Below are 20,592 nucleotides of genomic sequence, written 5' to 3'. Positions count from 1 at the left end.
AACCATTAATCCCGTCGACCCGCCGGCACTGTCCACCGGTTTCTGACGACACGGTGCCTGGAACGGCAGCCGGGTAGTGAAACCGCTCGGTCCGGCCTGCGCTTTTCTTTCGCAACCGGCTCGCCGCGCAAGCGCGGCGATTGGAGACCGGCGTGCCGTCTGCCGGGCGCGCGCCGGCGAATCGGAGGACGAAGGGCTCGAGGTCGATGCGGTCCCGCGGAGCGTCCGAACAGCGGGGAGGGCCTGATTTGGCCGCGCGCACGAGCCGGGCTCTATGGCATAAGTTTGACGCCTGGCGCGCTTTAATTCTCCTGTGTTGAATTGCAGGTCCATGGTGCGACCGATATACCGGGCGACCTAAGTGGCACGCAGCGCACTCAGAACGAGCGACGTATTCGCCACGGAAAATCTGGTCGATGAAATTTCTGTTGCGGTTCTTCGGGTTCCTGTTCACCGCAGGAACCATCCTGTTCCTGGCTGGTCTCGCCGCGGTCGCAGGGCTGTTCTGGCATTTTTCCAAGGACCTGCCCGACTATTCGCAGCTCCAGAACTACGAGCCGCCGGTGATGACCCGCGTGCACGCGGCCGACGGATCGCTGCTGGGCGAATTCGCCAAGGAGCGCCGGCTCTATCTGCCGATCCAGGCCGTGCCGAAGCTCGTGATCAACGCGTTCCTCGCGGCCGAGGACAAGAATTTCTACGAGCACGGCGGCATCGACTATACCGGCATGGCGCGCGCCGGCGTCTCCTACATCCAGAACTTCGGTTCCAACCGCCGTCCGCAGGGTGCTTCCACGATCACCCAGCAGGTCGCCAAGAACTTCCTGTTGACAAACGAGGTGTCGTTCACCCGCAAGATCAAGGAAGCCCTGCTGGCGATGCGAATCGAGCGGGCCTATTCCAAGGACAAGATCCTCGAGCTCTATCTCAACGAAATCTACCTCGGCCTCGGTGCCTACGGCATCGCGGCGGCCTCGCTGGTCTATTTCGACAAGTCCGTCAATGAACTGACGGTCGCGGAAGCGGCCTATCTGGCGGCGCTGCCGAAAATGCCGGCCAGCCTGCATCCGGTGCGCAACCGTGCGCGCGCCATCGAGCGGCGCAACTACGTGATCGACCGCCTGCAGGAGAACGGCTGGATCACCGCTGCCGACGCCGACAAGGCGCGCAAGGACCCGCTGACGGTCACCAACCGCAGCAACGGCGCGCACACCTTCGCCGGTGAATATTTCTCCGAAGAGGTCCGTCGCGACATCTTCGAGCGCTACGGCGAGAAGAAGCTCTACGAGGGCGGCCTGTCGGTACGCACCACGCTCGATCCCAAGGTCCAGGTGATGGCGCGCAAGGCCATGGTGGCGGGGCTCGTGAACTATGACGAGCAGCAGGGCTATCGCGGCGCGATCCAGAAGCTCGACCTCACCAGCGACTGGGGCGTTCCGCTCGCGGAGATCAAGTCGCTCTCGGACATCTCGCCGTGGCGGATGGCGGTGGTGCTGGAGAGCAACGACCAGTCGGCGCGGATCGGCTTCCAGCCCGGCCGCGAGCTCGGCGGCGCCATCAGCAAGCAGCGCGAGACCGGCATCATCACGATGGACGGCGTGCGCTGGGCCAGGACCAAGGGCAAGACGCCGACCGCGGTCTCGCAGGTGCTGCAGCCGGGCGACGTGATCTACGCCGATCCGCTGTTCAAGGACGGCAAGGCGGTCGAAGGCCAGTACCGGCTGCGCCAGATTCCCGAACTGTCGGGTGCGATGGTGGCGATGGATCCGCACACCGGCCGCGTGCTCGCGATGGTCGGCGGCTTCTCGTTCGACCAGAGCCAGTTCAACCGCGCGACGCAGGCCTATCGGCAGCCCGGCTCGACCTTCAAGCCGATCGTCTATTCGACCGCGCTCGACAATGGCTACACCGGATCGACCGTGATGATCGACGGGCCGATCGAGATCGACCAGGGGCAGGGCAACATCTGGCGGCCGGAGAACTTCTCCACCGGCAAGTATCAAGGCCAGGTCACGCTGCGTAACGCGCTGCGCCTGTCGCTCAACACCGTGACGGTGCGGCTGGCGCAGGAAATCGGCATGCCTGTAATCGGCGAGTATGCCAAGCGCTTCGGCGTCTATGACGAGCTGCCGAACTATCTCGCCTATGCGCTCGGCGCCGGCGAGACCACGGTAATGCGGATGGCCACGGCCTATTCGATGATCGCCAATGGCGGCGTCCGCGTGAAGCCGACCCTGATCGACCGCATCCAGGACCGCTACGGCCACACCATCTTCAGGCACGACCAGCGCGAATGCCGCGGCTGCGACGCGCCGGAAGGTTGGAAGAACCAGCCCGAGCCGCAGCTCGTCGACCGCCGAGAGCGGGTGCTCGACGCGATGACCGCCTACCAGATCACCTCGCTGATGGAGGGCGTGATCCAGGCCGGCACCGGCACCGCGCTGAAGGAGGTCGGCAAGCCGCTCGCCGGCAAGACCGGCACCTCGAACGAGGCCAAGGACCTCTGGTTCGTCGGCTTCTCGCCGGACCTCGTGGTCGGCCTCTATGTCGGCTACGACAAGCCGCGCTCGCTCGGCCGCAACGCCCAGGCCGGCCATACCGCCGCGCCGATCGCGCGCGACTTCCTGAAGCTCGCGCTGGCTGACAAGCCCGCCACCCCGTTCAAGCAGCCGGTCGGCATCCGCCTGGTGCTGGTCGATGCCAAGACCGGCCTGCGCGCCTCGTCTGGTCAGAACCGGGGCGTGGTGCTCGAAGCCTTCAAGCCGGGCCAGGCGCCGCCATACTATGATCCGACGTTGGTCGCCGGCACCGATGTGATCGACGGGACCCAACAGGCAATCCCGCCGGACGCGGGCCGTGCGGTCATGCAGTCAAGTCCGAGCGGGCTGTACTGAGGCCCGGCCGCAAGCGACTAAATCAATTCAGTCTCGTGCAAAGCCGCGACAACGTGGCGGTGCGGCGCTTTGTCCGAGCGCATCACGCCGCCGTGGTTGAACGCGTCGCGCGCGGCGCCGACCCAAAATAGAGTCCTCGACCGGAGAACCCCAGAAACGCGGCGCGTCTCCATTCGCGTCCGCGGGTGTCGAGGCGTGGATCTCGATGGTCAAGGCGTTCCTTGTCACAGTACGGCTGATCTGGACCGTTCTCGTGGTTGGGGCGGCCACCTTGGTGGGCGCGGTCCTTGGATGGGAATGGCACGGCTGGATTGGTGCCATCGCGCTCGGCACCGTAGGATTTGGCCTTGGAGCCCTGCTTGCAGCCTGCCCCGAAGTGCTGCTTGAACTGCTCGCTGAAATGTAAACCTCTGGCCGACGCTGATCGCACGTCACGGCCGTGATTTTCACGCCTAATCCCCGCCATCAATGCTTGCCAAGCGTGGGACCAAGCAGGTAGAAGGTCGCACTCGCGCGGGCGCTGATTTGGCAGGCGAACCCGCTGTACCGAGATGTCCAGTCATCCAGCTAAGCTGTTGATACCACGGACAATTCTTGGGGAATGGTGTAACGGTAGCACAACAGACTCTGACTCTGTTTGTCTTGGTTCGAATCCAGGTTCCCCAGCCAATCTGCCTCAATGGCGCGATCATCCTCCAAATCCCGACGACTTTGCCGGGCGCGGCTAGCGCCTGAAGCGGGACCGATCGTGATGCGATGCGCGCCATCACGGCATCGAGGGTGGATTAGCCCGGCGCAATCCACCATGGTCCCGCGCGTGCAGCCTGTTGCGACAGAGGTTTGAGGTGATGGACGAAATTCTTTATGCCCGCGAGCCGTCGATCGGCGTCGACGAGTACATCGAGGTGCTGCGCCAGTCGGGCCTCGGCGACCGGCGGCCGCTGGCGGATGCCGACCGCATGGCGCGCATGATCGCCAATGCGAACCTGATCGTGACGGCACGCAAGGCGCACCGGCTCGTCGGCGTCTCGCGCGCGCTGACCGATTTCGCCTATTGCTGCTATTTGTCGGACCTTGCGGTCGATCGGGCGTATCAGGGGCACGGCATCGGCAAGCGCCTGATCGCGGAAACGCGGCGCCACGCCGGACCTGAATCGATGTGCCTGTTGCTGTCGGCGCCCGACTCGATCGGGTTCTACAAGACCATCGGCATGCCGCAGCCGGACAACGCGTTTCTCTACAAGCGCGAGCGCTAGCGGCGGGCAAAGCCCTGCCACGCGCTATCTGATCTCCGCCTTCAGCAGCAGCGCGAGGCAATCGGCCAGCCGTTGCTCGATCTCCCTGTCGCGCAGCGACAGCGGGCCGGGATCGTTGAGGATCGCGTTGACGAGCGTGCCCAGCACGACCTGGAAGCCGAAGGCGATGGCGCGGGTCTTCGCCGCCTTGCGGCCCTTGCCCATCGCAGGCAGCAGCAGCGGTGTGGCGTGCTCGGTGGTCTCGCGCGCAAGGCCTTTGAATGTCGTCCACTTGTCCGGCCTGGTGTCGTCGTGCTGGAGCGCGGCGCGCAGCACGCCTTCATGGGCGCGGATCCAGCCGATGATACCAGACACGACGCGGCGGCAGAGCTCATCGAGCGCGAGCTCGCTAGCGGGGCTGTCCATCCGGGAGAGACGCCGCGCGCCATCCTGCGCCGCCAGCGCAATCAGCGCGTTGAAGTAGGCTTCCTTGCTCTCGAAGCGGCTGTAGAACGCGCCGACGGTGGCGCCGACCTTGCCGCACAAGGCTTCGATCGACAGCTCCGCCAGGCTCCGTGTCCGCAACAGCTCGGCGCCGGCTTCGAGCAGCGCCAGCGTCGTCTCGCGGCTGCGCTTCTGCCGCGAGGGCGTCACGCCGGGGAGGTCGAACTGGGCTGAAAGCCGCGGCATTTGCGCTTGCGTCTCCTGATTTTCATAATCATAATTCGGATTATTATTTGAAGCAATCCGGCCGCATCGTGCCGGAACGGGCCGCGGGTCAACCGCGGCGAGGACAGGGAGAGCACGATGAACGGGCATCGGAAGCCGCCGTTCGGCGGCAGCATCGGCAAGACGGTTGCGGCCTCCAAGCCTTGGTGGCCCGACACGCGCCAGCCGCCGGCCGGCGCGCCGAACATCCTGGTCGTGCTGTTCGACGACGTCGGCTTCTCCGATTTCGGCTGCTACGGCTCGCCGATCCGGACGCCGACCATCGACGCCCTCGCCGCCGGGGGCCTGCGCTACAGTGGCTTCCACACCACCGCGATGTGCTCGACCACGCGCGCCGCGCTGCTCACCGGGCGCAACCATCATTCGGTCGGCGTCGGCTGCCTCGCCAATTTCGATTCCGGTTATCCCGGCTATCGCGGCAAGATCGCGCGCGAGGCGGGGACGCTTGCCGAGATGCTGCGGCAGCACGGCTATCGCAACTACATGGTCGGCAAATGGCACGTCACGCCGTTGACCGAGAGCGGGGCCACCGGTCCGTTCGACGGCTGGCCGCTCGGCCGCGGCTTCGACCGCTTCTACGGCTTCCTCGACGCGGAGACGGATCAATATGCGCCGGAGCTGGTATCCGACAACACGCAGATCGATCCGCCGGGGACTTACGAGAGCGGCTATCATCTGACATCCGATCTGGTCGACCAGTCGATCCGCTTCATCGCCGACCACGTGGCCGATCGTCCCGATCTGCCGTGGCTGACCTGGCTTGCGCTCGGCGCCTGCCACGCGCCGCATCAGGCACCCGCTGACATCATCAGGAGCTACGACGCGACCTTTGCCCACGGCTGGGACGTCGAGCGCGAACAGCGGATGGCGCGGCAGAAGGCGATGGGGCTGGTGCCGGAAGCCACCAAGATGCCGGCGCGAAACGACGGCGTGAAGGCGTGGGATGCGCACTCCGCCGACGAGCAGCGCGTGTTCACGCGGTTGCAGGCGGCCTATGCCGCCATGCTCGACCATGCCGACCGGCATCTGGCGCGGCTGATCGCGTTCCTCGACAGGGCCGGCATCCGCGACAACACGCTGGTCATCGTGATGTCCGACAATGGCGCGAGCCAGGAGGGCGGGCCGCTCGGCTTCGTCAATGCGATGGGGCCGTATAATTTTCGGCCCGAGCCGATGCCGGTGAAGTTGCAGCGGATCGACGACATCGGCGGACCGGACACGCACTCCAACTTTCCGCATGGCTGGGCGATGGCCTCCAACACTCCGCTGCGGCGCTACAAGCAGAACACCCATGGCGGCGGTATCCGCGATCCCTTCGTGATGAGCTGGCCGAAGCGCATCAAGGCCAAAGGCGAGCTGCGCCATCAGTTCGTGCACGCCTGCGACCTGACGCCGACGCTGCTCGATTTGATCGGAATTTCAGCCCCGGCGGAGATCGCCGGCTGTCCGCAGATGCCGCTCGAGGGCGAAAGCTTTGCGCCCTCGATCGACGACGCCTCGGCGCCGTCGAAGTCATCGGCGCAGTATTTCGAGATGTTCGGCCATCGCGGCCTCTGGAAGGACGGCTGGAAGGCGGTGTCGTTTCATCCCTCCGGCACACCGTTCGAGAACGATACGTGGGAGCTGTATCATCTCGATCGGGACTTCTCAGAGGTCGACGACCTTGCAGCGAAGCAACCCGAGCGTCTGGAGCAGATGACGAAACTGTGGTGGAGCGAGGCCGAGGCGCACAATGTGTTGCCGCTCGACGACCGCTTCGGGCCGCGCTTTGCCGAGAATGCGGCGCGCTTTCATGGTGCGCGGACCAGGTTCACCTTTCATGCCGGCATGGGCCACGTGCCGACCGACGTCGCGCCTGACGTCCGCAGCCGCAGCTACACCATCGAGGCGCATGCCGAGATCGCCGAGGACGCGAGCGGTGTGCTGATCGCGCATGGCGACGCCACCTCGGGCTACAGCCTCTACATCAAGGATGGCGTTCTGGTGCACGATCTGAATGTCGGCGGCGGCCATGAGATCGTCACCTCCAGCCGCAAGGTGCCTGCGGGTGCCCACCGGCTCGGCGTGCATGTCGAGCGGCTCGTGCGCAAGGAGCCGCCGGCCAAGGGCGCGCGGACCGGCGTCACCGAATACACGCTGACGATCGACGGCGAGCCGGTGGGGTCGATGCAGACCCAGCTCGGCTTCCACAATTTCATCTCATGGTCCGGGCTCGACATCGGCCGCGATCGCGGCAGCCCGGTCTCGCACTATGTGGCGCCGTTCGAATTCACCGGCAGGCTGTTGCAGGTGACGGTCGTGATGCATGACGACCAGAAGCTCGATGGCGACGGCGTCGGGAATGCGCAGATGGCGCGGCAGTAGGCGAACGCCTGCGTCGCAGGCGTAGGGTGGATTAGCGAAGCGTAATCCACCATTCTTCCGTGAGGGTAGACGGCGGGTTACGCTTCGCTGACCCGCCCTACAGTTCCGCGCTCTACTTGATCTTGTCGTACACCGTCGCGAAGTCCGCGAGCGGCATCGGGATGCTGATGGTTTCTTTGCCGAGATTCTGGAACGACACCTTGAGCTGCTTGCCGGTCTTCAGCTGGTTCAGCACGTCGGCCGCGATCGGCGCATTGATGTAGCAGCCGCGCGCCTCGCAGGTCTGGATCGGCACGTCGACGGCCTTGCCGTCGTCGACCTGCAGCTTGGCACCGACGGGCAGGTTCAGGCCCAGCGGAAGCTGGATCAGCGCAACCGGCGTGCGGGTGTCGCCGGGGACGCGGAGATTGACCAGCACGATGAGCTGGCCGGTCTTGGTGAGAACCGCGCTCTGCTCCATCGCGCATTCGAGCGGTGCGTCGCGGCTCGCGCTGGTGCAGCGCGCGACCCAGCCGGTGTTGTTGGGGGGTGCGGCCTCACCTTGCGCCGCGGCGGGCGCCGCTGCCGGAGCCGGAGCCGGAGCTGGCGCATTCTTGGCCTTGGGGGTCTGGGCGTGGCCGAGACCAGTGCCAAGACCAATGCCTGCGATGACGAACACGGTGAACAGGACCACAAGCGACTTTGCGACAATCTTCACGATACCGGCTCCGAAATGAACATCCTTCGGGTGTGCCGGTATACGGGCAAAAGTCAAGTCACTCGGCGGCCTGCTTGACCGATCCGTCCTCGCCATCGTCGACATCATGGTCGGCGCGCGGCGAGCGGCCCCAGTTCGCAAACGCGTTGGAGAGCCGGTCGAGATAGAGATAAACCACAGGCGTCGTGAACAATGTCAGCGCCTGGCTGACGATCAGGCCACCGACCATCGCGTAGCCGAGCGGCTGGCGGATTTCGGAGCCGGTGCCGGTCCCTAACATCAGCGGCACGCCGCCGAGCATCGCGGCCATCGTGGTCATCATGATCGGGCGGAACCGGAGAAGGGCCGCCTGGCGGATCGCCGCCACCGGCTCCATGTGCTGATCGCGCTCGGCGGCGATCGCGAAGTCGACCATCATGATGCCGTTCTTCTTCACGATGCCGATCAGCAGGATGATGCCGATCAGCGCGATCAGCGAGAAGTCGAAGCCCGCGGCCATCAGGATCGCCAGCGCGCCGACGCCGGCCGAGGGCAGCGTCGACAGAATGGTGATCGGATGGATGTAGCTCTCGTAGAGAATGCCGAGGATCAGGTAGACGACCACGAGCGCCGCCAGGATCAGCAGTGGCACGGTCGACAGCGATTGCTGGAACGCCTGCGCGGTGCCCTGGAAGCTTGAGCTCAGGGTCGGCGGCGCGCCAAGGTCGATCATCGCCTTCTGCACCGCGTCCGTCGCCTGGCCGAGCGCGACACCCTGCGCGAGGTTGAACGAGATGGTGATCGCGGGAAACTGGCCCTGGTGGCTGATCGACAGCGGCCGCACCGGAACGGTGGTCCACTTCGCAAAGGTCGACAGCGGCACCTGTTCGCCGGTCAGCGGCGACTTGATGTAGATGTTGTTCAGCGTGTCGATCGAGCCCTGCAGCTCCGGCAGCACCTCGAGGATGACGTGGTAGCTGTTGAGCTGGGTGAAGTATTGCGTGACCTGGCGCTGGCCGAACGCGTCGTAGAGCGTGTCGTCGATCAGCTGCGGCTGAATGCCGTAGCGCGAGGCGGTGTCGCGGTTGATCTTCAGCTCGACCGTGGTGCCGTTGGTCTGCTGGTCGGTGGCGACGTCGCGGAGCTGCGGCAGCGTCTGCATCTTGCCGAGGATCTTCGGCGCCCATTCGTTCAGCTCGGCGAGGTTGGCGTCCTGCAGGGTGAACTCGAACTGGGTGCGGGTCGGGCGACCGCCGAGGCGGACGTCCTGCGCGGCCTGCATGAACAGCCGGGCACCGAGCACCTTCTCCAGCTTCGGCCGCAACCGGCCGATGATCTGCTGCGCGTTGGCATCGCGCTGGTTCAGCGGCTTGAGTGTGATGAACATGTTGCCGTTGTTGCCGGCCCGGCCGCTGCCGCCGATCGCCATCGCCACCGTCGCCACGCCGGGATCCTGCATGACGATCTTGCTGAGCTCCTCCTGCTTGCCCTTCATCTCGGCGAACGAGATGTCCTGGCTGGCCTCCGAGGTCGCGGTGATCAAGCCGACGTCCTGCTGCGGGAAGAAGCCCTTCGGGATGATGACGAACATGTAGATCGACAGCGCCAGCGTCGCAAAGAAGATCATCAGGGTCGTGAACTTCCAGCGCAGCGCGAGGTCGAGCCCGCTCTGGTAGCCGCGCAGCATGGCGTCGAAGCCGCGCTCGCTGAGCTTGTAGAGACGACCGTGCCGTTCCTCATTGTGGGCGCGCAGAAAGCGCGAGGCCATCATCGGCGTCAGCGTCAGCGACACGAACATCGAGACGAAGATGGTCATCGCCAGCACGACCGCGAATTCGCGGAACAGCCGGCCGATGATGCCGCCCATCAGCAGCAGCGGGATCAAAACCGCGACCAGCGAGATGCTGATCGAGACGATGGTGAAGCCGATCTCCTTGGAACCCTTGAAGGCGGCGGCCATCGGCCGCTCGCCTTCCTCGATGTAGCGGCTGATGTTCTCCAGCATCACGATGGCGTCGTCGACCACGAAGCCGACCGCGATGGTCAGCGCCATCAGCGACAGATTGTCGAGCGTGTAGCCGAAGATCCACATCAGCGCGCAGGCGCCCAGCAACGCCAGCGGCACGGTCACGGCCGGGATGACGGTGGCCCAGAAGCTGCGCAGGAAGGCGAAGATCACCATCACGACCAGGAAGATGGTCAACAGCAGGGTGAACTGGACGTCCTCCACCGCGGCGCGGATCGTGGTGGTGCGGTCGCTGATGACCTCGATCTTGACCGCCGGCGGGATGGCCGCGACCAGCCGGGGCAGGGCCGCCTTGATCTTGTCGACGGTGTCGATGACGTTGGCGCCCGGCTGCTTGAAGATGACGAGAAAGACGCCGCGCTTGCCGTTGGCCCAGGCGGCCTGCTTGGCGTCCTCAGGTCCTGTCACCGCCTGGCCGATGTCGCGGATGCGCAGCGGCCCGCCATTGCGGTAGGCGATGATGACGTCGTTCCACGGGTCCGCCGTCAGCAACTGGTCGTTGGCATAGATGGTGTAGGCACGGGTGGCGCCGTCGATATTGCCCTTCGGGCTGTCGACGGTTGCGATGTTGATCGCGGCGCGGACGTCCTCCAGCGACAGACCTTTCGCCACCAGCTTGGCCGGGTCGATCTGGACGCGAACCGACGGCTTCTGCTGGCCGCCGATGATGACCTGCGCGACGCCGGAAATCTGGCTGATCTGCTGGGCAAGCTGGGCGTCGACGGAATCGCTGACCGTGGTCAGCGGCAGCGTGTCCGATGTCGCCGACAGCAGCATGATCGGCGCGTCGGCCGGATTGACCTTGCGATAGGTCGGCGGCGAGGGAAGGTTCTTCGGCAACTGGCCGCTGGCGGCGTTGATGGCGGCCTGCACGTCGTTGGCGGCGCCGTCGATCGAGCGGTTGAGGTCGAACTGGATGGTGACCGACGCGGTGCCCAGATAGCTCGTCGAGGTCATCTGCGCGATGCCGGGGATCTGCGCGAACTGGCGCTCCAGCGGCTGGGCGACCGAACTCGCCATCGTCTCCGGGCTGCCGCCCGGCAGCGTCGCGGTGATCTGGATGGTCGGGAAGTCGACTTGCGGCAGTGGCGCGACCGGCAGCAGGGGATAGGCGACGAGGCCGACGAACAGGATGCCGGCCATCAGCAGCGAGGTGCCGATCGGGAAGCGAATGAATGGTGCGGAAATTCCGTCGCTCATTCCTGCGTAACCTTCGACTGGGACGGGTCCGTGCTCGCTACCGCCGTCGTCACCAGGGTTCCCGGTGAGACCTTGTACTGGCCCGCGGTGATCACCTGCTGTCCCGGCGACAGGCCATCCTCGATCACCGACTTGCCGTCGATCGACTGGCTGACCTTGAGCTTGCGAAGCTCGGCCTTGTTCTCCTGATTGACTGAATACGCGTACAGGCCCTCGGTGCCATGCTGCACCGCGTCATCCGGGACGACGGTGGCATCCTTCAAGGTTCGGACCAGAAGCCGCGTCGAGACCGACTGACCCGGCCACAGCGCATGGTCCTTGTTATCAAACACCGCCTTCAGCCGGACAGTCCCGCTGGTCGTGTCGACCTGATTGTTGATCAGCGCGAGGGTTCCGGTGGACAGCACCCGCTTGCCGTCGGTGGTCAGGGCAATGGTCTTCGGCGGCGCCACCGCCAGTGCCGCCTTGATATCGGGCAGCTGGTCTTCCGGCGCGGTGAAGATCACCGTGATCGGCTCGATCTGGGTGATCGTCACGATGCCGGTCTGGGCCGAGGCGTTGACGATGTTGCCGATATCGACCAGTCGCAGGCCGACGATGCCGTCGATCGGGGACTTCACGGTGGCGTAGTCGAGCTGGGTCTGAGCGTTGAAGATGGCGGCGTCGTCGGCCGCGATCTGGGCCGTGAGCTGGGCCACGGTGGAGCGCTGGGTGTCGAGCTGCTGGCGCGTCGCGAACTCGCCGAGCTTGGTGTAGCGCTGCAGGTCGAGATTGGCGTTGGCGAGGTTGGCCTCGTCCTGGGCCTTCTTGGCCTTGGCCTGGTCGAGCGTCGCCTGATAAGGCCGCGGATCGATCTCCACCAGCGTGTCGCCGGCCTTGACGAACTGGCCTTCCTTGAAGGCGATCCTGGTGATCTGGCCGTCGACCCGGGTGCGAACCTGGACGGTGTTGAACGCCTGCACCGTGCCGAGACCGGTCAGGTAGACCGGAAAGTCGGCCTTCTCGACCGGCGAAATCTTGACCGGAACGGCCGGACGTTGCTGGGCGGCACGCTTCTGCGCGGCCTCAGCCGCCAGCTTGTTGTCGGAGTATTTTTGCCAGCCGAAATAACCGGCGGCGCCAACCGCAGCGATCACTAAAACCCAACCGATGGTGCGTGACTTTGACATGCGGACTCTTGGGCTCGACGTAACAATAAAGGGTGATCGAAACGGTTCACAGAGCTTGCGGATATAATATGCGTGCACTTAATGTGTAAACACACCAAGGCTTGAGAATCCTAAACATTTGGAAAGGTTTAGGCCAGAAACGAGCAGAAACATTCCGACCGGGAAACGCTCCGAGGACCACCATGTCGCGCGATCTCAAACGCCAGTTCATTGCGCAGCTCGTCGAGAGTTCCAGGCTGCTGCGCAACTATATCGATCATCGCGCCAAGGCGCGAGGCACCACGCGCGCACAATGGATTGTACTGTTCCGCCTGCGCGAGCAGGAGGGGCTGTCCCAGGTCGATCTCGCCGACGTGCTCGAGTTGCAGCCGATCTCGCTGGTGCGGCTGCTTGACCGTCTCGTCGAACATGGCCTGCTCGAACGCCGTCCCGATCCCAGGGATCGCCGCGCCAATCGGCTGTTCCTGACGAAGAGCGGGCGCCGCCTCGTCGACGATCTCGACAGTCTGCGCGATGAGATCGCCGGCGACGTGCTCCGCGACGTATCGGACAAGCATGTCGAGAGCGGACTGGCCACGCTGCGCGAGGTCAAGGATCGCATCAAGGCGCTCGGTGAGGATGCCGAGCACATCGCCGCGAAATAGCGCGCGCCTCGCAGGGTTCTGACCTGCTCTCCATCGGCTCACCTGATGCGGTTTGCGCGACGCGGTTGAAACACCGCGGGATGTCGTCCATATCGCGCAGCGACGATGCGAGAGGATGAGGGTTGCGATGGATGAGTTGAACGGGCGCATGATGGCATGCCAGATCCTGGTCACCGGGTTGATCGCGCGCGTCGCCAACGAGCAGCGTGACCCGCTGCGCTTTCTCACCGACTTCCGCGACGAGATCAAAGCCGTCGTCGATGGCGTCAACATCGCCGGCCTCGAGAACAGCGATCGCGTGCGGCAGGTCGCGCAGCGGACCATCGATGAGCTGTTCTCGCTGATGAAGCCACCAAGCGCCGAGTGATTGGTGAGGCGCGTTGGCAGCAATTTAGAACTATTATTAGAACGCTTAAAAACTAGAGTTTAGAACGATTTCAAACCATAGATTAGAATCGCTTTGAATTGGGGCGATTCAAGCCAATTGTGGCGCTGATCGCATTGATAAAAAAAGTCGCGCTCGATAACCGAAAGAGACAGTTCGTCGCACGGGTGATTTCGCGAACGAACTTGCTCTTCTGGGGGCGTGCAAGAAATGAGCAATGTGAAGGCGCCGAGATCGCTGCGCTTCGATGCAGCGATGGGGTCGGCTGATGATACCGGTTATTCCGCCACGAAGGTCTCCGCTGTTGCGAGCCTGATCGCGGTGGCGTCGTTTTCGGGGGCTGCGGAGGCGCAGCAGTCCAGCCTGCCGCCGGTGAATGTCGACGCCCCGGTCGCGCGCCCGCGGCCCGTCTCGTCGAAGCCCACATCGGACCAGGTGCGCGCCCGCAACGCACTGCGCCGCGCCGCGCGCCGCAGCAACCAGCAGGCCCAGCAGGCGCCGGTGCCGTTTCCCAATGCCGGCGGTCTTCCCGCCGATCGCGACCGCTATGCGGATCCGGCCGCGCCGTACAAGGGCGACCGCTTGCAGGCGTCCGGCAAATATCCCGAGCCGATCCTGAACACGCCGAAGTCGGTCACGGTGCTGACCAAGGACGTGCTCGAAGACAAGAACGCCACCTCGCTGAAATCGGCGATCCTGTCGACGGCCGGCGTCACGCTCGGCACCGGCGAGGGCGGCAACGCGTTCGGCGATCGCTTCTTCATCCGCGGCTTCGATGCGCGCAACGACATCTTCATCGACGGCGTGCGCGACGCCGGCGTCAGCGTCCGCGAGAACTTCTTCACCGAGCAGGTCGAGATCCTGCGCGGCCCGGGCTCGTCCTTCGCGGGCCGCGGCACCACCGGCGGCGCGATCAACATCGTCACCAAGCAGGCGACCACGGAGAACAGCTTCTACAACATGGACACCTCGTTCGGCACCGATCGCACCAAGCGGGTGACGCTCGATGTCAACCAGGTGATCAGTCCGACGCTGGCGATCCGCGCCGGCGGCCTGTTCCAGGATGCCGGCGTCGCCGGCCGCAGCTATGTCACCGACAACCGCGATGGCGCGTTCGTGGCAGGAACGTGGAAGCCGGTCGATGCGGTGAAGATCACCGGCAACTACATCCATACCGAGCTCACCGGCATTCCGGATTTCGGCGTGCCTTACTACCGGCCGAGCACCGCGAGCACGGCCGGCGGCCCGTTCCCGGACTTCGGCGTCAACCGCAATAATTTCTACGGCTTCGTCAATCGCGACTTCTTCCGGACCGGGCAGGACATCGGCACGATCAATGCCGAGGTTCAGATCACGCCGGACCTGACGATCAGCAACAAGATCCGGGAATCGCGTTCGACCCAGAACTATATCGGCACGCTGCCGGAATCGCCGACGCTGGCCGCCGGCGCGCCGTTCACGAGCTATACGCTCACGACCAACCCGCAAAGCCGCTACCAGGTCACCGACGTGTTCGCCAACCAGACCGAGGCGACCTACAAATCGGTCGACGGTCTTGGGTTCAAGCACACCACGACGGCCGGCGTCGAATACGACAACGAGCGGTCTTCGATCGACAGCTACACCGGCCTTGCCTCCGAGATCACGACCGGCACATCGTCCTTCACGGGGAGCGGCTCGCTCTCCGGTGTCAGCGTATTCAACCCGGTCAACACCAATCAGCCGTTCGGAATCCCGTCGCTCATGGGACGACCGACCAGGATCGGTATCGACACCGTGAGCGGATACGTGATGGATTCCGCCAACTACAACGACTTCGTCATCCTCAATGGCGGCGTCCGTTACGACGACTACAAGATCAACACGTCCGCGTTCGCGACGAATGGCACGCTCGGTCAGCAGTCCGCCCAGTTCGGGATGCCGAACTTCAACGTAGGTCTCACGCTGAAGCCGCTGCCGAACGGCAGCGTCTATGCGGCGTACGCGACCTCGTCCAACCCTGTCGGCGCCGAGTTCGACGGCACCAGCACAGCCTATGGCGGCATCAATCCCAACCTTGCCGGCGGCAACACCCAGATCTTCGGGCCGGAAAAGAACAAGGCCATCGAGGTCGGCACCAAGTGGGAGCTGTTCGACCGCCATCTTCTGGTGACGGCGGCGTTGTTCCAGACCGAGAAGGAAAACGCCCGCGAAGCGCAGAATATCAACACCTCGACCCCGGCCGGGTCGATCCCGGCAGGGTGCTCCGTTCCCGCCGGGACCGTCGGTAACGTGTCCTGTATTACCGCAGGCGCCGCTTACCGTATCCGCGGCATCGACCTCGGCGTCGGCGGCAAGATCACCGATAAATGGAGCGTGTTCGGCGGTCTCGTGCTGATGCAGTCGGCAGTGACGCAGTCGATGGCGCCGCCTGCCAACACGGCTTTGTATGGGACGTCTAACGTCGGCCTGCCGCTCGCCAACGTCGCGCATCAGTCGTTCAGCATGTTGACGAAGTACCAGCTCACCGACATGTGGGAGCTGGGCGGGCAGGCGGTGTATCGCTCGAAGGTCTATGGCGGCACGCTGCTCGCGGCCAACCAGGGCACGTCGATCCCGAGCTATTGGCGCTTCGACGCCTTTGCCGAGGCCAAGATCGACAAGCACTGGACCATGAAGCTGTTCGTCAACAACATCTTCGACAAGCGCTACTACGACGCGCTGTACCAGAGCGCAGCACCGTTCGTGCTCGAAGCGCCGGGACGCGCGGCGTATCTGGTCGTTTCTGCGCGTTACTGACGGAGGCTTCGCGGCACAAGATGCTGGTCTGTATTCCCGACGTATTGAGCAAGGCTGATGTGGCGGACTTCCGCCGCATCATGGACGCCAGCGATTGGGAGGACGGCCGCTCGACCGCGGGTGCCGCGTCCGCGATGGTCAAGCGCAACGAGCAGCTGCCGCCCGACAGCGAGGTCGCGCGGCAGCTCGGCACCCGGATCCTGTCGGCGCTGTCGGCAAGCCCGCGGTTCATCTCCGCGGCGATCCCGCTTAGAATCTTTCCACCCTTGTTCAACCGCTATGCCGCAAGCGACGGGCACCATTTCGGCCTGCACGTCGACAATGCGGTGCGGGGCGACAGGCTGACGGGCATGCGGATCCGCACCGACCTGTCGGTCACGCTGTTTTTATCGGAGCCCGAAGAGTACGATGGCGGCGAGCTCGTCATCGAGGACCTCTACGGATCCCATGAAATCAAGCTGCCGGCAGGCGATCTCGTGGTTTATCCTGCGTCCAGCTTGCATCTGGTCACGCCGGTCACGCGGGGGACCCGCGTAGCGTCTTTTTTCTGGCTGCAGAGCATGGTACGGGATGCCCACGCGCGCAGCCTGATCTTTGATCTCGATACTGCGATCCAGGCTCTGGTGGAGCGGCTGGGCCGCGATGACCCTGAAACGGTCAAATTGACCGGGATTTATCACAACCTGATCCGTCACTGGGCTGAAGTGTAACTGATGATGACATTCAAGTTTCCCGCTGCATCCGCCATGGTCGCCTCGCTGGCGATGCTGATGCTGGCCGCGCCGTGTTCGGCGCAGCAGCAAACGGCGCCTGCCGCGCAGCCCGCGCCCGTGATCCGGGCCCAGTCCGCACCCGTGGCTCAACCACAGGCTGCCCCTCCTGCGGCGGCTGCCCCGGCCGCGCCCGCGGCGCCGCAAGCCCAGGCCGCGCCGGCACCTGCCGCAGCAGCTCCCGTACCGACCGCACTCGATGTGTCGCCGGCCGCGTCTGCGAACGGCGATGGCAAGGTGCTGAAGTCGACCTCGACCGGCCTGCACGAATTGTCGCCGTGGAACATGTTCCTGAACGCCGACATCATCGTAAAGGCGGTGATGCTCGGTCTGGCGTTCGCATCGCTGGTGACCTGGACGGTGTTCATCGCCAAGATGGTCGAGCTGACTGTGGCGCAGAGCAAGCTGCGCGGCGCGCTCGCCAAGATCGCTGAATCGCGGTCGCTGGCGGAAGCGCAGTTCGCCCTCGGCGCCAAGGGCAGCGTGCTGTCGTCGTTCATTGCAGCTGCGATGCGCGAGGGACGACTGTCGGCGGGCATCTCCGGCGACGCCGGCATCAAGGAGCGCGCGGCATCGAGCTTTGCCGAAATCGTGCGCGCGGAAGCCCGCAAGATCCGCGTCGGCATGGGCCTGCTCGCGACCATCGGCGCGACGTCGCCGTTCGTCGGCCTGTTCGGCACGGTCTGGGGTATCATGAACAGCTTCATCGGCATTTCGAAGTCGCAGACGACGAACCTTGCCGTGGTGGCGCCCGGCATCGCGGAAGCGCTGCTCGCAACCGCGATCGGCCTCGTCGCGGCGATCCCGGCGGTGATCATCTACAACCATTTCTCGCGCGTCACGAAGGTCTATCTCGAGCTGGTCAACCGCGCCTCGGGCGCGGCGGGACGGCTGCTGTCGCGTGATCTCGACCGCACCCATGGTGACGTTCCGCGCACCGCGCTTCCGCGCGCTGCGGCGGCGGAGTAGGCGATGGCCGTCTCGATCTCCGAGAACGATGGCGACGACGATTTCGCGGAATCCCACGAGATCAACGTCACGCCATTCATCGACGTGATGCTGGTGCTGCTGATCATCTTCATGGTGGCGGCGCCGCTCTCGACCGTCGATTTGCCGATCGATCTGCCGACCTCCAGCGCAACGCCGCAGAAGAAACCGGACAAGCCGACCTATGTCAGCATCAAGCCGGACCTGACACTGGCGATCGGCGAGAACGCCGTGAAGCGGGCCGACCTGGTCAATTCGCTCGATGCGGTGCCCGACATGAGCCGCGACAAATACGTGTTCCTGCGCGCCGATCGCATGGTGCCCTATGGCGAGCTGATGGGCGTGATGGAGCTGTTGCGCTCCGGCGGCTACACGCATGTCAAGCTGGTTGCGCTCGAGGGCGTTCCGGGAACGCCCGCACCGGCGCAGGCCGAGCCGGCAAAACCCTGACGGCGAACAGCGATGTCCACCAACCCCGATCTTGACCTGCGGACGTCGAAGCGGCTCTGGGTGATCGCCGCGGTGACGGCGGTCGGGCTGCATCTCGGCGGCGCGGCGCTGGCGCTGACGAATTTGCGCGGCGACGATGGTGATGAAGGCCTTGGTGCCGCCGGCGCGGAATACGCCGTCGAGCTCGCCTCTCCCGACGTGCCCGATGACGCCGCACCGCCAGGTGCGCCGGCTGACGAGCAACAGGCCGTGCAGGAGATGGCGCAGCAGAAGGCAGAGGTGAAGGACACCGACCTGCCGCAGGCCAAGCCGATGGAGGCCGACGACCCCGATCGCATCGTGACGGAAGACACCGCCAAGAAGCAGAAGGAGGACGAGGCCAAGGTCGCCAAGGTCGAGACCAACGCTCAGGAAGCACAGCAGGCTTCAGAAGCCGCTGCGCCGACCAAGCTGGAGGACGCGCGCCAGTCGGAGACGACGAAGGCGCCGAATCCCGGGATTGGCAAGGACAAGCTCGCGCTGACCGCCAAATGGGGCAAGAAGATCAGCGCCTATCTCGACCTGCACAAGAAATTCCCGGAGAACGGCAAGGCGAAGGAGGGCAAGGTGAAGCTTGCCCTGGTGCTCAATCGTCTCGGCAAGGTCTTGTCCGTTGCGGTGATGGAAACGTCGGGAGACGTTGCGTTCGATGACGCCGCGGTCTTGATGGTCCACCGCTCCGATCCGGTGCCGGCGCCGCCGGCCGGACTGACCGAGGACCAGTTCTCCTTCACGCTTCCCGTTACCTTCAACAAACCGAAGAAGTAACCGTGGTCATTCCGGGGCGCGACAAAGTCGCGAGCCCGGAATCCATGGTGCCGCATGCTCGGCGGATCGTTGAACTCCGGGCGCTCGCGCCGCGAAGCCCGGAATAACGAGGCCTCAGCTCTTCTTCACCAGCGGGCAGGCGCTCTTCTCGAGCGGCAGGAAGGCTTCATCCGCGGGGATGGTCGCCATCAGCTTGTAATAGTCCCACGGATATTTCGACTCCGACGGCTTCTTCACCTCGAACAGATAGGCGGGGTGGATCTTGCGGCCGTCGATTCGGATCGATCCTTTGCCGAACAGCGGATCGTCGGTCGGCAGCTCCTTCATCTTGGCGACGACGGCGCGGCCGTCATGCGGATTGCCGCCGAGCGCTTCCAATGCCTTGAAGTAATGGATCAGCGAGGCGTAGACGCCGGCCTGCACCATGGTCGGCGGGTTCTTCTTGAACCGCTCCATGAAGCGCTTCGAGAACGCGCGGGTCTGGTCGTTCATGTCCCAGTAGAACGTCTCGGTGAAGTTCAGGCCCTGCGCAACGTTGAGGCCGAGCGCATTGATGTCGGTAATGAACAGCAGCATGCCGGCGAGCCGCTGGCCGCCCGAGACGATGCCGAATTCGGCAGCCTGCTTGATCGCGTTGGTGGTGTCGCCGCCGGCATTGGCAAGGCCGACGATCTTGGCCTTCGAGCTTTGCGCCTGCAGCAGGAAGGACGAGAAGTCCGCGTTGTTGAGCGGATGCTTGACGCTGCCGAGCACCTTGCCGCCATTCGCGGTGACGACATTCGAAGTGTCGCGCTCCAGCGCCTGGCCGAACGCGTAGTCCGCGGTGAGGAAGAACCAGGTGTCGCCGCCGGATTTCACCAGCGCCTTGCCGGTGCCGTTGGCGAGCATGTAGGTGTCGTAGACCCAGTGCACCGTGTTCGGCGAGCACTGCGCACCCGTGAGGTCGGACGAGGCAGAGCCCGAGTTCAAATTGACGACGTTCTTCTCCTTGGCGAGGTTGGCGATCGCAAGCCCGACATTGGACGCCGCCAGATCGACGAACACGTCGACCTTCTCGACATCGATCCACTGCTTGCCGATGTTGACCGCGACGTCGGGCTTGTTCTGGTGGTCGGCCGAGATCAAATCGATCTTCCAGCCCTTCGCCAGTAGCCCCGAATCCTCGATCGCCATCTGCGCAGCCACCGTCGAGCCGGGGCCGCCGATGTCCTGATAGAGACCGGACTGATCGCCGAGGGCGCCGACCTTGGCGACCTTGTCCATCGTCTGCGCCGATGCACCGCCCACGAAGACGAGGGTCGTCGTCATGATCAGGGCTGCAATGGAACGCTTCATCTTTCCTCCAGTATGATTTTTGTTCTTGAGTTCCTCATTATGCCCGGCATCGGGCGTATCGCCTAGGGCACAGGCGCGATCGATCGCGCGCGATATTCCACGCTGCGGCGATTGAGCGGCCTGTGACACGCGACGCGACGCCG

Annotated in this window: 16 protein-coding genes and 1 tRNA gene; 12 read left to right on the top strand and 5 right to left on the bottom strand. The window is 64.5% G+C overall.

Going from position 1 to position 20,592, the window contains the following annotated elements; genetic code table 11:
* The first annotated feature begins 416 nt into the window (after window positions 1-416).
* From CO675_RS13670 to CO675_RS13655, 4 genes are all read left to right on the top strand, one after another.
* Window positions 417-2,894, top strand: a complete 2,478-nt coding sequence (locus CO675_RS13670) for a penicillin-binding protein 1A (RefSeq protein WP_097672428.1) — start codon at window positions 417-419, stop codon at window positions 2,892-2,894.
* 205 nt (window positions 2,895-3,099) lie between these two features.
* Entirely contained in the window at window positions 3,100-3,300 is a 201-nt protein-coding gene (locus tag CO675_RS13665; RefSeq protein ID WP_097672427.1) for a hypothetical protein, read from the top strand.
* A gap of 189 nt (window positions 3,301-3,489) precedes the next feature.
* Window positions 3,490-3,563 (top strand) — tRNA-Gln (locus CO675_RS13660).
* Between the two features lie 179 nt (window positions 3,564-3,742).
* Complete coding sequence (locus CO675_RS13655) at window positions 3,743-4,150, top strand: GNAT family N-acetyltransferase (protein ID WP_097672426.1); 408 nt, start codon at window positions 3,743-3,745, stop codon at window positions 4,148-4,150.
* Between the two features lie 24 nt (window positions 4,151-4,174).
* Here CO675_RS13655 and CO675_RS13650 read toward each other — a convergent pair whose 3' ends face one another.
* Entirely contained in the window at window positions 4,175-4,819 is a 645-nt protein-coding gene (locus CO675_RS13650; protein WP_097672425.1) for a TetR/AcrR family transcriptional regulator, read from the bottom strand.
* 117 nt (window positions 4,820-4,936) lie between these two features.
* Between CO675_RS13650 and CO675_RS13645 the strand changes: the two genes are divergently transcribed.
* Complete coding sequence (locus CO675_RS13645; RefSeq protein ID WP_097672424.1) at window positions 4,937-7,222, top strand: arylsulfatase; 2,286 nt, start codon at window positions 4,937-4,939, stop codon at window positions 7,220-7,222.
* A 112-nt stretch (window positions 7,223-7,334) separates the two neighbouring features.
* Here CO675_RS13645 and CO675_RS13640 read toward each other — a convergent pair whose 3' ends face one another.
* The 3 genes from CO675_RS13640 to CO675_RS13630 are packed head-to-tail and all read right to left on the bottom strand — an operon-like array spanning window position 7,335 to window position 12,293.
* Window positions 7,335-7,919 carry an invasion associated locus B family protein gene (locus CO675_RS13640; RefSeq protein ID WP_097672423.1) on the bottom strand — a complete coding sequence of 195 codons (585 nt, stop codon included), beginning with the start codon at window positions 7,917-7,919 and terminating at the stop codon, window positions 7,335-7,337.
* A 58-nt stretch (window positions 7,920-7,977) separates the two neighbouring features.
* A complete protein-coding gene (locus CO675_RS13635) occupies window positions 7,978-11,124 on the bottom strand; it encodes an efflux RND transporter permease subunit (RefSeq protein ID WP_097672422.1) in 3,147 nt (1,048 codons plus the stop codon).
* The gene (locus CO675_RS13630) at window positions 11,121-12,293 is read right to left on the bottom strand and encodes an efflux RND transporter periplasmic adaptor subunit (RefSeq protein ID WP_097672421.1); all 1,173 of its coding nucleotides are present in this window, start codon (window positions 12,291-12,293) and stop codon (window positions 11,121-11,123) included. The genes CO675_RS13635 and CO675_RS13630 overlap by 4 nt, the downstream gene beginning before the upstream one ends.
* Window positions 12,294-12,475: 182 nt before the next feature.
* On the opposite strand from CO675_RS13630, the gene CO675_RS13625 reads away from it, so the two are divergent.
* The 7 genes from CO675_RS13625 (at window position 12,476) to CO675_RS13595 (ending at window position 19,114) form a co-directional block, all read left to right on the top strand.
* A complete protein-coding gene (locus CO675_RS13625; protein WP_097672420.1) occupies window positions 12,476-12,937 on the top strand; it encodes a MarR family winged helix-turn-helix transcriptional regulator in 462 nt (153 codons plus the stop codon).
* A 127-nt stretch (window positions 12,938-13,064) separates the two neighbouring features.
* On the top strand, window positions 13,065-13,304 hold the full coding sequence (locus CO675_RS13620; protein WP_092112999.1) for a hypothetical protein: 240 nt from the start codon (window positions 13,065-13,067) through the stop codon (window positions 13,302-13,304).
* 228 nt (window positions 13,305-13,532) lie between these two features.
* Window positions 13,533-16,100, top strand: coding sequence for a TonB-dependent receptor (locus CO675_RS13615; protein ID WP_097672419.1), 2,568 nt, complete (start codon window positions 13,533-13,535; stop codon window positions 16,098-16,100).
* A gap of 20 nt (window positions 16,101-16,120) precedes the next feature.
* Window positions 16,121-16,810: a Fe2+-dependent dioxygenase gene (locus CO675_RS13610; RefSeq protein WP_097672418.1), complete on the top strand. Its 690-nt coding sequence runs from the start codon at window positions 16,121-16,123 to the stop codon at window positions 16,808-16,810.
* 3 nt (window positions 16,811-16,813) lie between these two features.
* On the top strand, window positions 16,814-17,839 hold the full coding sequence (gene exbB, locus CO675_RS13605) for a tonB-system energizer ExbB (RefSeq protein ID WP_097672417.1): 1,026 nt from the start codon (window positions 16,814-16,816) through the stop codon (window positions 17,837-17,839).
* A 3-nt stretch (window positions 17,840-17,842) separates the two neighbouring features.
* The gene (gene exbD / locus CO675_RS13600; protein WP_097672416.1) at window positions 17,843-18,307 is read left to right on the top strand and encodes a TonB system transport protein ExbD; all 465 of its coding nucleotides are present in this window, start codon (window positions 17,843-17,845) and stop codon (window positions 18,305-18,307) included.
* Between the two features lie 12 nt (window positions 18,308-18,319).
* On the top strand, window positions 18,320-19,114 hold the full coding sequence (locus tag CO675_RS13595) for an energy transducer TonB family protein (RefSeq protein WP_097672415.1): 795 nt from the start codon (window positions 18,320-18,322) through the stop codon (window positions 19,112-19,114).
* Between the two features lie 114 nt (window positions 19,115-19,228).
* Here CO675_RS13595 and CO675_RS13590 read toward each other — a convergent pair whose 3' ends face one another.
* Window positions 19,229-20,449 (bottom strand): ABC transporter substrate-binding protein, encoded by a 1,221-nt coding sequence (locus CO675_RS13590; protein WP_097672414.1) that lies wholly within the window; start codon window positions 20,447-20,449, stop codon window positions 19,229-19,231.
* Window positions 20,450-20,592: the final 143 nt, after the last annotated feature.

Origin of the sequence: Bradyrhizobium sp. C9 (assembly GCF_002532045.1) — a bacterium.
Classification (GTDB): Bacteria; Pseudomonadota; Alphaproteobacteria; order Rhizobiales; family Xanthobacteraceae; genus Bradyrhizobium.
The sequence above is the reverse complement of the archived record's forward strand: the minus strand, read 5'-3'. Positions and strand labels throughout refer to the sequence as shown.